The sequence below is a fragment of the Cumulibacter soli genome (assembly GCF_004382795.1).
Lineage (GTDB): Bacteria > Actinomycetota > Actinomycetes > Mycobacteriales > Antricoccaceae > Cumulibacter > Cumulibacter soli.
Genome location: NZ_SMSG01000007.1, coordinates 203,491 through 215,197, shown reverse-complemented (window position 1 = coordinate 215,197; position 11,707 = coordinate 203,491). Strand labels below are relative to the sequence as shown.

General features: G+C 64.2%; 13 protein-coding genes. 6 read left to right on the top strand and 7 right to left on the bottom strand.

The features are described from left to right. Nucleotides 1-159: 159 nt before the first annotated feature. The 4 genes from mscL to E1H16_RS16280 all read right to left on the bottom strand — a co-directional run bounded on the left by mscL (nucleotide 160) and on the right by E1H16_RS16280 (nucleotide 2,298). A complete protein-coding gene (gene mscL, locus E1H16_RS16295; RefSeq protein ID WP_134324971.1) occupies nucleotides 160-534 on the bottom strand; it encodes a large conductance mechanosensitive channel protein MscL in 375 nt (124 codons plus the stop codon). A 33-nt stretch (nucleotides 535-567) separates the two neighbouring features. After that, nucleotides 568-1,089 (bottom strand): hypothetical protein, encoded by a 522-nt coding sequence (locus E1H16_RS16290; protein WP_134324970.1) that lies wholly within the window; start codon nucleotides 1,087-1,089, stop codon nucleotides 568-570. 98 nt (nucleotides 1,090-1,187) lie between these two features. Beyond that, nucleotides 1,188-1,499: an FmdB family zinc ribbon protein gene (locus tag E1H16_RS16285; RefSeq protein ID WP_134324969.1), complete on the bottom strand. Its 312-nt coding sequence runs from the start codon at nucleotides 1,497-1,499 to the stop codon at nucleotides 1,188-1,190. A 226-nt stretch (nucleotides 1,500-1,725) separates the two neighbouring features. Further along, nucleotides 1,726-2,298, bottom strand: coding sequence for a 5-formyltetrahydrofolate cyclo-ligase (locus E1H16_RS16280; RefSeq protein WP_134324968.1), 573 nt, complete (start codon nucleotides 2,296-2,298; stop codon nucleotides 1,726-1,728). 139 nt (nucleotides 2,299-2,437) lie between these two features. Here E1H16_RS16280 and E1H16_RS16275 point away from each other — a divergent pair, with 139 nt between their 5' ends. The 4 genes from E1H16_RS16275 (at nucleotide 2,438) to sepX (ending at nucleotide 6,248) form a co-directional block, all read left to right on the top strand. Next, nucleotides 2,438-3,397: a UTP--glucose-1-phosphate uridylyltransferase gene (locus tag E1H16_RS16275; protein ID WP_134324967.1), complete on the top strand. Its 960-nt coding sequence runs from the start codon at nucleotides 2,438-2,440 to the stop codon at nucleotides 3,395-3,397. A 65-nt stretch (nucleotides 3,398-3,462) separates the two neighbouring features. Beyond that, complete coding sequence (glp, locus tag E1H16_RS16270) at nucleotides 3,463-4,686, top strand: molybdotransferase-like divisome protein Glp (protein WP_134324966.1); 1,224 nt, start codon at nucleotides 3,463-3,465, stop codon at nucleotides 4,684-4,686. Between the two features lie 34 nt (nucleotides 4,687-4,720). After that, nucleotides 4,721-5,296, top strand: a complete 576-nt coding sequence (locus tag E1H16_RS16265) for a GNAT family N-acetyltransferase (protein WP_166741807.1) — start codon at nucleotides 4,721-4,723, stop codon at nucleotides 5,294-5,296. Between the two features lie 82 nt (nucleotides 5,297-5,378). After that, nucleotides 5,379-6,248: a divisome protein SepX/GlpR gene (gene sepX / locus E1H16_RS16260; RefSeq protein WP_481764300.1), complete on the top strand. Its 870-nt coding sequence runs from the start codon at nucleotides 5,379-5,381 to the stop codon at nucleotides 6,246-6,248. A gap of 86 nt (nucleotides 6,249-6,334) precedes the next feature. Here sepX and E1H16_RS16255 read toward each other — a convergent pair whose 3' ends face one another. Both E1H16_RS16255 and E1H16_RS16250 read right to left on the bottom strand, forming a co-directional pair. Next, nucleotides 6,335-6,724, bottom strand: coding sequence for a VOC family protein (locus E1H16_RS16255; protein WP_134324963.1), 390 nt, complete (start codon nucleotides 6,722-6,724; stop codon nucleotides 6,335-6,337). 33 nt (nucleotides 6,725-6,757) lie between these two features. Beyond that, the gene (locus E1H16_RS16250) at nucleotides 6,758-8,320 is read right to left on the bottom strand and encodes an AMP-binding protein (protein WP_134324962.1); all 1,563 of its coding nucleotides are present in this window, start codon (nucleotides 8,318-8,320) and stop codon (nucleotides 6,758-6,760) included. A 75-nt stretch (nucleotides 8,321-8,395) separates the two neighbouring features. Between E1H16_RS16250 and E1H16_RS16245 the strand changes: the two genes are divergently transcribed. Next, entirely contained in the window at nucleotides 8,396-9,817 is a 1,422-nt protein-coding gene (locus E1H16_RS16245; protein WP_134324961.1) for a phytoene desaturase family protein, read from the top strand. An 85-nt stretch (nucleotides 9,818-9,902) separates the two neighbouring features. Beyond that, entirely contained in the window at nucleotides 9,903-11,057 is a 1,155-nt protein-coding gene (locus E1H16_RS16240) for a glycerophosphodiester phosphodiesterase (protein ID WP_134324960.1), read from the top strand. Between the two features lie 75 nt (nucleotides 11,058-11,132). Here E1H16_RS16240 and E1H16_RS16235 read toward each other — a convergent pair whose 3' ends face one another. Then, complete coding sequence (locus tag E1H16_RS16235; protein ID WP_134324959.1) at nucleotides 11,133-11,699, bottom strand: AAA family ATPase; 567 nt, start codon at nucleotides 11,697-11,699, stop codon at nucleotides 11,133-11,135. Between the last annotated feature and the right edge of the window lie 8 nt (nucleotides 11,700-11,707).

Genomic DNA, 11,707 nt, shown 5'->3' with positions numbered 1-11,707 from the left:
CTACAATCACCACAGGCACCACACCGCAATCGGAGCCCCACCAATGAGCAGACTCAACAACCTGCCTGGACATCACAGCTAGCCGCCGCGGAAACGCAAGGCCCAGACAAACGCGAAGGGCGCCCGCCACAGTGGCGGGCGCCCTTCGTGTTATCGGATCTACTGGCCGGAGCGGGCGAGGAGATCGCGGATCTCGGTGAGCAGGTCCTCCTGGGTCGGAGGAATGTCTTCTTCGACGCCGGCCTTGCGGCGTTCGTTGATCTTCTGCATCGGCAGGACGACGATGAAGTAAATGACGGCGGCTGTGATCACGAACGTGATGACTGCCGTGATGAAGGCGCCCCAGGTGAAGAGCTGACCGTTGACTTCGAACGCTCCACCAAACTCGCCGCCACCGCCGATGAGCCCGATGAGTGGGTTGATGAATGATTCGGTGAACGACGTCACCAGCGCGGTGAAAGCAGTGCCGATGACGACTGCGACCGCGAGATCGACAATATTCCCGCGGAACAGAAAGTCCTTGAAGCCCTTCATGGACGGTTCTCCTTACAAGCCCGCTGGGCCCGCTTAGTCGGAATCTACGGCCGATACAGTAGCAATGATCATTTGTGCGGAAAGCAAACTTGCAACCAAATCCGTATCGTCCGAAGTGATCTGAACCACGATATAAGTGGCGGTGCCATAGATGCTAGTGGTGCTGGTGAGATTCGAATCCGAACGTTGAACCTCGACGAGCGGTACGGCACTGAGGGTGAGTTTCGGCGGCGCGTCATCGACTGCCACGTACACGTCGACGTAATCGCCGGGGCGTAGGACGCTGGCGCTGGCGGGATCCGCGATCGGTAGCACCAGTGGTATACCGGCACTAGGCCGGTCGGGTTGTTGCTGCACATCGTCGCTGCTGGCCGGGTTCGCGAACGCGGGTTGCAGTGCTAATAAACCTGCGCACCCGGCGAGAGTTGCGGCGATCAAGCGCCGGACTGTCAGCGACAACGGCGCTCCGCGCCGACGATTACGTCGGGGGAGGTAGGAGCGGAACGCGCGGGCACCGCGGCGGGGTCGGCGGGCGCGGGGCGAGTGTGCAGTCATCGACAGCCTCCAGTGCGGGATGTCGATGATTGTGGGCGCCGGAACTCGCACCTGGTATCGGGCCGCTCACCGGTGTGGACGACCCGCGCGGCTGTGGATTAGCTGCTGCTCGCGGCGGCGGGTGCGGCGCTGGATGTGCTAGAGGAGTCCGACGATGATGTCGTTGAGGTGGAGTCACTCGAGTTCTTCGCGGAGTCACCCGACGAGTTAGCGGCGAGCGAGGACGATGAACCGCCGCGCGAATCGTTGCGGTAGAAGCCCGAACCCTTGAACACAACGCCTACCGAGCCCCACACCTTGCGCAGCGCGCCCTGGCATTCGGGGCATGTCGTCAGAGCGTCGTCCGAAAACGACTGGACGACCTCAAGTTGCTGGCCGCAGTTCTTGCACGCGTACTGATAGGTGGGCACGGGTCCTCCAATGGGAAATCTGAGAGAGATTCTACTAGCACTCGATGCGCGCGAGTGCTAAACCCCGTCGGATAAACACGTCGCCGGGGCATCGCATTCCCGCCTCCGTGCTCACGAACCCACCGCCGAGACGGTGAGCCGAGTCGCCGAGAGCCGGGTGCTCATGGGTCGTGTCTCTGCGAGTGGATCCCGAGGAGTCCGAGCGCCCGAAGGGGTGACTCGCGGGTCAGGTCAGCAGACGGGTCGTCTTCGAAGGTGTGCACAGCCAGCCGACGCGAACGTCGTGTTCGTGCGTGGGCAGCGTGTCGGCAACCTCATCGTCATGTACGACGCCACACAGCAGTTCCGTCGGCACGTCCGTGAGCGTGCGGTCGTAATACCCGCCGCCGTGCCCCAGGCGCGTCCCGTCGCGACCGATCGCCACCGCGGGAACGTATACCAACTCGACGTCTGCCAGGGTGTGGCCGTCGGGCTCCGGTGGTTGCAGGATGCCATGCGGGCCGGTGACAAGCGTGTCCCGTCCGCCGTACGCCGCCCATTGCAACGGCTCGCCGGCAACGCCGGTGATCGGCAGCAGTACCGTAGTGCGCCGACTCAACTCATCAAGAACCTCGAGTGAGCCGGGCTCGCCGCCGTGTGGCACGAAACCCGCTACGATTCGACGCTGTGAGCGGCGTGCACGCTCGGCGAGCGCTGCCGTTGCGCGGTGGCGATCGTAGTCGGAGCGAACCGCTCGGCGTGCCAGGTAGTAGCGTCGGGCATCTGCCTTCGCCAGAGTGATCTGCGCGGCGTTGCTCATCGGGCTCCCGGAGATGGAATCGTGCGGTCTAGTCGGGTCATTCACCCGCCCGCATAGAATTCTATCGATAATTCGGCGTGGAGAAACACCGCATCAGTAGGGTGGTCGCGGAAGATGGTAACGAGGTGAGGGTGCACATATGAAGACGTACCGCAAGAACGCGAATGACCGTTCTAATGCGTATAAGGTCGTTATCCCTGCTGCGGGGTTAGGCACTCGGTTCTTGCCGGCGACAAAAGCGATCCCCAAGGAGCTGCTGCCGATCGTTGACACCCCCGCCTTGCAATACATCGTGGAAGAAGCCGTCGATGCCGGATTGGGCGAGGTGCTCGTCATCGTCGGCCGCGGCAAGGAAGCGATCATTGATCATTTTGACCGCTCGCCTGAGTTAGAGGCGGTGCTGGAGGCCAAAGGGGACGCGGGTCGGCTGGAGGCGGTGCTGCGCTCGGCTGAACTCGCCGATGTGCACTACATTCGTCAAGGCGCGCCACGTGGGCTCGGACATGCCGTCGCTTGTGCCCGGCCGTACGTTGGCGGCGAAACCTTCGCGGTGATGCTTGGCGACGACCTGATCGATGCGCGAGATCCGCTGTTGGATCCCATGCTTGAGGTGCAGCAGAAACTTGGCGGCTGCGTCGTCGCGCTCATGGAAGTCCCCCAGGACCAGGTCTCTATGTACGGCTGCGCGGCGATTGAGCCGGCCGGCGACATCGCCGTCGCGAACCCCGAGGCGACCAGCGGTGTCGTACGTATCACCGACCTCGTCGAAAAGCCGGCGGCACAGGATGCCCCCTCCAACCTTGCCATCATCGGCCGCTATGTGCTGTCCCCGGAGATTTTCGACGCGCTCGATCGCACCCCACCTGGCCGTGGGGATGAAGTTCAACTCACCGACGCGATGAAACTGCTCGCGGCCGAGGGGCATCCGGTACACGGAGTCGTCTTCACCGGACGGCGGTATGACACCGGCGATCGTGGCGATTACCTGCGGGCAGTGGTACGTCTGGCCGCCGAGCGTCCGGATCTGGGCCCGTCCTTCGTCGAGTGGCTTGAGGAGTTTCTCGCGGACTTCAAGCAAGGCGCCGTCATTAAATCCTGATAAATCGCTAGGCTCTGACGCATGATGGAGGACGTCCTGTCCTGAACTCTGGAGGCCCTAAGCCAGTGCGCACAGTCGAAGAACACGTCGACGTGATCCTCTCGTCGCTGCCGACGCTCGAGTCCATCGAGTTGGCGCTGCTGGATGCGCAGGGCCTGCTGTGCGGGGAGGAAGTCGTCTCCACGACGTCGCTGCCGGCCTTCGATCATTCAGCCATTGACGGGTACGCCGTACGGGTCAGTGACATTCGCGCGGCGCAACCCGACGATGCCGTGCAGCTCGCTGTGGTTGCCGAAGCCGAACCAGGCGCGCGGGAGGTGCGCAGCCTGTCGGCCGGCACCGCTGTACGGATCTATCCGGGTGCGATGCTGCCGTCCGGCGCTGACGCCGTCGTACCGCTGGCGTGGACCGATCGTGGCGTGGCGCGCGTTGATATCCGCAAGGCCCCGCCTGCCGGTTCGTACATTCGCCGCGCCGGTGAAGATGTGATGCCCGGCGATACCGCTGTGTCGGTGGGTACGCCGATCGGGCCGGCGCAAGTGGGTTTGCTTGCCGCGGTCGGACGAACCCGTGTCCAAGCGCGCCCTCGCCCGCGGGTGACCGTGCTGTCGGTCGGGTCCGAACTCGTAGACGTCGGTACCGTGCCGTCGCCGGGCGAGTTGATCGACGTCAACTCGTATGCGCTGGCTGCCGCTGCGCGCGACGCCGGTGCCGCGGTGTACCGCGCGAGTGCGGTGCGCGCGGACAAGGCCGAGTTGATGAGCGCGTTGGAGTCACAACTGCTGCGCACCGACATGCTGGTGCTGTCGGGTGGATTCGCTTCCAGTTCGTTCGACGTCGTCTCCGAATGCCTGTCGGAACTAGGTGCGGTGGAGTACACCCGCGTCGCGATGCAGCCGGGAATGCCGCAGGGCTTTGGGGTGATCGGCGAACGTGAAGTTCCTGTCCTGTGCTTCCCGAACGACCCGGTCAGCGCACTGGTTTCCTTCGAGTTGTTCGCGCGACCTGCTATTCGCTACCTGCTGGGCAAGAAGAAGTTGTTCCGCCCGTTGACCACGGCGCGGATGACCGAAGCCCTTGAAAGTCCTGCGGGCCGCAAGCAATTCAGGCGCGGGCTGTTGATGCGCCACCCCGACGGGGGGTATGTCGTATCGCCGATCGGCGGCGCGGGGGCTCACCTGTTGTTCTCCATGGCGCAGGCCAACTGCCTGATCGTGCTGGCTGAGGACCAGGTCCATCTGGACGAGGGTGATGCGGTGTCCGTGATGCCGCTCGTGTTGGGCAGCTGAGATGGGCCCCGGCGGTCGGGGCAAGTTGTGGCCGGTGCGGATCGAGCACGAGCGGTGTACGTTGCGTCCGCTGCGTTACTCCGATACGGGCGCGTGGCGATCGGTGCGGCTGCGCAACCGAGACTGGCTCAAGCCCTGGGATCCGACCAGCGAGTTGAGCTGGACCGATCGACACTCGTACATGGCTTTCTACCGGTTACGGCGCGATACGCGAATCGCAGCGGCGGAGTCGCGACTGTTGCCCTTCGTGATCGAACACCGTGGCGCGCTCGTGGGCCAGGTGAATGTTGGCCCCATCCAGTGGGGGCCTGCGCGTACCGCGGACCTTGGCTATTGGGTCGATGAGGCGGTCGCGGGGCGCGGCATCGCCGCGGTCGCCGTGGCGCTCGCCGTGCGGTACTCCTTTGACGTCGGCCTGCACCGGGTCCATGCGGCGATCGCGCCGGAAAATACAGCGTCGATCCGCATCGCGGAGAAACTCGGTATGCGCCTCGAGGCCCACTATCGTGACTACCTAGATATAAATGGGAAGTGGCGGGATCACCTCGGCTACTCGTTGACCACCGATGATGACCTGACGCCGTTGAACGCATTGTTGGCCGACGGTTAGTCGTCGTCGTTCGAAGGGATGAATCCGCTGACTGTGCGGCGCGCCTGGCCCGTCCGCTGACGGATGTCGCGTTAACTAGTCAGTGCGTGACGGGTGTGACAGGAGGTTACTTGTGGGATCAGGGGTGTTCTTGGCGGCGGTGGTGCTCGCCTGGTTCGTCGTCCTTGTTCCCATGGTGCTCACTCGACGCGACACCGTAGTTGAATCCGTGATTCGCGACAACGACACGTCGTCGGCGCGCGTATTACACCGAAAGACCAAGGCAACCGGCCGGCAGCAAAGGAGCCTTCCGATGAGCGCACGCGAGTCTTCCCCCTCGCACGATTTCGATGACACCGTGGATACCGCCGTGCATGGACGTCTGATCGATTCCGAGCCTATGTACGAAGAACCCGAACGTGAACGGCCTCGGCAGCCGCGACGTACCGATTCGGCGCGCCAGCAGATCATGCAGCGCCGTCGGCAGACCTTGCTCATTCTCGTTGGGGTCGTCGTCCTTACGCTCGCGCTCGCACTGTTTGCCGGGTCGTGGACCTGGGTGATCGCGGCGGCGTCCGGTGTCGCGACCGTCGCCTACTTGGTGCATCTGCGTAACGAAACGCGTCGCGAGGAGGAGCGTCGGCTCACCCGCGAGATCCGCGCCAACCGCGCGCGTCCCGACGTGCTGCACCGCGATAGCACTGCTTCGCAGTCCAGCCTCGCCGCGAACGCGTTTGTCGCCGCCGGGCCGGTCAGCGAACTCGAACCGGTACAGCTGGACGACGAGGACCCCGAGTTGTTCGACCTCGGTGGTTCGCCGGTATCCGACGCGGTCGATCTGTCCGGGCGTCGGCACTATTCGGAATACCAGGATTCGCGGGACTACTACGACTGGGATGACGACTACGAGCGCGCGTCGTCCGCTGATCTTGACTACGACGACGAGGACGGCCGTATTCGCCCCGCCATGTAAGTTGCTGAGTTCTCCGCTGCGGCGGGTCGGGCCCTTGAGGCGCGGCCCGCCGCAGTCGTATGTGCGTCTGGTGGCGCTCGTGCTGGTTATAGGTCGCGCTGATCGCGACGTAGCGGGTGGTCCTCAGGAATCTGTACCAGCACGATCGGAACGCCGTCCGGGTCAGCTATCCAGGCCTCGATCAGCCCCCAGAATTCACGTTTCGGCTCGCGCACGATCGGCCACCCGAGTCCCTGAATCCGGTCGATCTCGGCGGCTACATCCCGGACTTGGATCCACAGTGATGTCGTGTGGGCCGGATCCGTCCCGCGGCCGGCGACCTCAAGCTGTCCGTTCCCGAGGTAGAACACCATTCCCGGTCGATCGGGCGGTCCGAACTCGCGCATCACCGCCAAACCGAGGGTGTCGCGGTAGAAGCGTTGACTGCGCTCGAGGTCGGTGGGGCGCAGCAAGACTCGGCTGCTCAGGACGTCCATCGGTCGATCTCCTTCTCTGGAACTGCCTGTTTGTTATTGCCAGCCGGGCCAGGCCGCGCGAAGCTTCTTCTTGTCGATCTTGCCGACGCTGGTCACTGGCAGCGCCTCGATTTCCACGACCGATTTGGGGACCTCGTAACGCGCCAGGGTCGATCGCGTGCCGTCGATGATGCCCTGCGGATCGATGTGCGCTCCGTCGGCGGGGACGACGTACGCCACGACCGCTTCGCCCCAGTCGGGGTGTTCGATACCAACGACCGCGACCTGGGCGATTCCGTCCTGGGCTGATATCGCATTCTCCACGGCGGTCGAGTACACGTTCATCCCGCCACTGATGATCATGTCGTTTTTGCGGTCGACGAGGTACACGTAGCCGTCATCGTCCAGATAGCCCATATCGCCAGTGTGCAGCCATCCGCCGCGCAGCGTTTTCTCGGTCGCGTCGGGGCGATCGTGATAGCCGACCATCTGGTACGGCGACTGCAGTGCGACCTCACCGGTCGTGCCGTTCGGCACCGGATTGTTGTCGCCGTCGACGATCCGCACCCGCACCATCGGGGTCGCGCGACCACAGCTCTTCAGTAGGTGGGCTTTCGCCGGGTCGGTGGTGTGATCAACCCGGGTGAGGCGGGTGATCCAGTTCGGGCATTCGGTCTGCCCGTAGAGCTGCATGAACACCGGGCCGAGCAGGTCCAAGCCCTGGGCGAGGCGGTCGGTGGTGATAGGTGCGGCGCCGTACACGATGGTGCGCAACGCGGCCAGGTTACGGGCGGGCTCGGCGACGACCTTGTCCAGCAGTCGATAGATCATCGTGGGCACCAGGAAGAGGTAGCTGGCGCCGTCGTTCTCGATTCGATCGAGGACGCCATCGAGGTCGAACCCGCGTTCGACGTAGGTCTTGACGCCCTTGATGGCGGCGGCCATCTGCAGCAGACCTACGGCGTGCGGCATCGGTGAGGTTGCGAGCAGTACGTCGTCATCGCGCAGATCCATCTCGGATAGGTGCGCGAGGACGGTCGTGCCGAAGGTGTGCTGATTGTGTACGACGCCCTTGGGCTTTCCGGTCGTACCGCCGGTGTAACTGATCCGGCTGATGGTCTCCGGTTGCACTGCAACGTCTGGGAGGGTCTCGGCGGCGTCCGCCAGGAACGTCGACCAGAGTTCCACGCCCTCGGGAACCTCGCCGCCGTCGTCGACGAGCACCACGCGCTCGAGTTCGTCGCTCTGCCGCAGCATCTCAACAGCGGGGGCCAGTTGGGAGCGGGTGACGAGCGCTGCGCGGCTGTTCGAATCCTGCAATATGTGACGACGCTCATCGTCGCTGAGCATGTCGTTCAACGGCACCAGCGCGATCCCAGCGCGGATCAGGGCCTGCTCGGCGATGACGTACTCGGCGCAGTTGGACATCATCACCGCGACGCGTTCGCCCGGCGCGATACCGAGCGCGATCAACGTGTTCGCGACTCTGTTGGCCTCACGGGCGACCTCGGCGTAGGTCCACGTCTTACCGTCGGCGACGATGACCGGTTTGGTCGCGAACTTGTCGTACGCGTCGATATTGAGGTCACGCAACGTGACTGGGATGAGGGCGGACATCGGCGGGCTCCAATCGTTTTCTCGAGTTTAGAGTCCGGCCGTTCGCGGCTAGGTTGGTGAGTACGGAGGTGAACCATGGCCAAGGTGGTAGTGGTGGGCAGTGGACCGAACGGCCTGACCGCGGCGGTACGGATGGCGCGCGTCGGACATGACGTCCGAGTCGTGGAATCTGCAGACCGAATCGGGGGAGGGACCCGCACGTCGGAGTTGACGTTGCCGGGCGTGCTGCATGACGACTGCTCGGCCTTCCACCCGACCGGGGTTCTGTCACCCGCGTTTCGGGCCTTGCGGCTCGAGGAGCATGGATTGCGCTGGCGTTGGCCGGAGATCGAGATGGCGCACCCGCTCGATGACGGTACGGCAGGGGTGATGTGGCGCGATATCGATCGCACCGCCGACGGCCTCGGCGTCGACGGAAAGGCGTGGCGGCAGATTTTCGGACCGGTCGCGCGTACCTTCGACCGGTTGGCCGAAGACGTACTTGGTCCAGTTCTGAAGATTCCGAACCATCCCATCACGCTCGCGAGGTTCGGGTTGCGGGCCGTGTGGCCAGTGCCGGTGCTGGCTCGCAGATTCACTACACAGCAGGCGAAGGGATTGTTTGCTGGGATCGCCGCTCATCAGCTCGGCCGGTTGGACCGCCCGTTGTCCAGCGCGGTCGGGATCATGCTCGGCGCTGCCGGGCACGTCGGCGGCTGGCCTGCCGCCGAGGGCGGGTCGCGCGCGATCACCGATGCACTCGCCGCCGCGCTGGCGTCGTACGGCGGGACGATCGAGACAGGCCGAGAGGTCACGAATGTGGGTGAACTCGGGGATGCGGATGTCGTGCTGCTGGCCACGTCGCCGCGCGCCGCTGCGTCGATCCTCGGGGAGCGGATGCCCCGGCGGGTGCGGCGGGCCTACCAGCGGTTCACTTATGGCCCGGCCGTGCACAAGGTCGAGTTTGCCCTGCGCGGGGAAGTGCCGTGGACAAACGAGGAATGTCGCCGCGCCGGGACCGTGCATCTGGGCGGCACGCTCGCCGAGATCGCCGCAGCGGAGAAAAAGACCGGCACCGGGCAGATGCCGGACGACCCGTTCGTCCTCGTCGGCCAGCAGTTCCTGGCAGATCCGTCGCGATCGGCCGACGGCGTCAATCCGTTGTGGACCTACGCGCACGTACCCAATGGGGCGGCGGATGCGACCGAGCTGGTCGTGCGGCAACTCGAGCGATTCGCGCCCGGGGTATCGGGCCAGATCGTGGCCACCCACGTGCGTTCGACGGCGGCGATCGAGTCGTACAACGCGAACTACATCGGCGGCGATATCGGCGTTGGCGCAAACACCGCGCGGCAAATCGTGCTGCGGCCGCGGCTCGCCGCGAATCCCTACAGCGCAGGGGTTCCAGGTGTTTACCTGTGTTCCTCGGCAACGCCGCCGGGGGGCGGCGTACACGGAATGTGCGGGTTTCATGCTGCCGGAGCGGCACTGCGGTATCTCAATGAAAAGTCGGCGTGAAGCGCCAGCGAGATTTACCGTGCCCGTCCCCTAGGTGACCACTGATCGTGGGCTGGTGTTTAGCCAGACCCACTGCGCTGGTTCTATGGAGAACTCAATCGTTAAGAATTCCGGACGCACCATCACCGGGCTGATCTTCGTGGTGATAGCCGCTTTGGTCGCGACGCTGCTGGTGTCACCTGCCGACGCTGCACCGTCGAAGGGGAAGCCAGATAAGGGGACCAGCGTGGCACCAGTGGTTGTCGGGCATCGCGGTGCGTCGGGGTACCGCCCCGAACACACGCTCGCGTCGTACGAACTAGCCGCAAAGCTGGGCGCCGACTTCATCGAGCCCGACCTCGTATCCACCAAGGACGGCGTACTGGTCGCCCGGCACGAGAACGAAATCGGTGGCACTACCGACGTCGCCGATCATCCTGAGTTCGCCGATCGCAAGACGACGAAGGTGATCGACGGTAAGGAGATCACGGGCTGGTTCACCGAGGATTTCACCCTCGCCGAACTAAAGACCTTGCGGGCCAAGGAAAGGCTGCCCAAGGAGCGTCAGCAGAATACTATCTATGACGGTCAGTTTGAGGTGCCGACGTTCGACGAGGTGCTCGAGTTGCGCGAACAATTGAGCAAAGAACTCGGGCGGAAGATCGGCGTGTACCCGGAGACGAAGCATCCGACGTACTTCCAGTCGATCGGTCTTTCGCTTGAGCCGGGTGTCGTCGCGGCGCTGAAGGACCACCAACTGAACAAGGCGAAGGCGCCGGTGATCGTGCAGTCGTTCGAGCTGACCAACCTGCAGCAGCTGCGTACCGAACTTGGCCTGAAGACGCCGTCGGCATTCCTGACCAGCGCGAGCGGAGCGCCGTACGACCTGGAATCGACCGGGGATGAGCGGACGTACGCCGACCTAGTTAGCCCGGAAGGCTTGGCGGAGATCTCTGAGTTTGTGACCGGCATCGGACCGGTGAAAGACCAGGTGATTCCGCGTGAGGCCGACGGCGCGCTGGGTGAGCCGACATCGTTGGTTGCGGATGCGCACGAGGCCGGCCTCGTCGTACACCCGTACACCTTCCGTGCAGAGAACACCTTCCTGCCGGTGGACTACCGCAATGGCTCGAATCCAGCCGATTACGGCAAGATCCTAGAGGAAATGAAGGCATACCTGGAGACCGGAATCGACGGTTTGTTCACCGATAACCCAGACATCGGTGTCCTCGCGGTCGAGCAGTACATGGCCTCGAAGTAGCCGCGCACCCTTCCTCGCTCCGGCCGTCTCATAACGGCCGGAGCGAGTTGTCTGTGCGATGCCGTTCGTCGGTGGTCACCCCTCAGCGCGCTGCGGTGCGGAACTCAGTCGGTAGCGCCCGCTCTTGACCGCGTCGGTGACCGCTTGCAGAGTGTCGGCCGGGCCATGGCTCGTCGTGTCGATGACGTGCGACTCCAATGCGCCCAGGTCGGCGAACTGTTGCCACATCGAGTCGACGGGGCCGGGGTCGATGAGCGCCTCTGGCTCGGAACGAGCGATTGCCCGGCGCACTGTCTCCTCGCGACCGGGTCGCAGTACCACGTAGTGCAACGGTGGTAGATCGCTGTTATCACTCGCATCAAGAAAGGTGCCGAGCATCCAGGGGCCCACGACTCCGTCGACCACGGTGACAAACCCACCCGCGGCATACGTATAGGCGGCGCGGGAGATAACCCGCATGACGACCTGATTCTGCGCGTCTGATTCGGGTAGGTACGGCGCGATGGCCCCAGCGGCGATGTAGCGCCAGAAGTCGTCGGTATGCAGGTGGACTGAGCGCGGATACTTCGCCGCGAGCGCGCGGGCTGTTGTCGACTTCCCGGCGCCAGGCGGTCCGGTCACGATAATCACGTCGGCGGTCATCTCTCGAC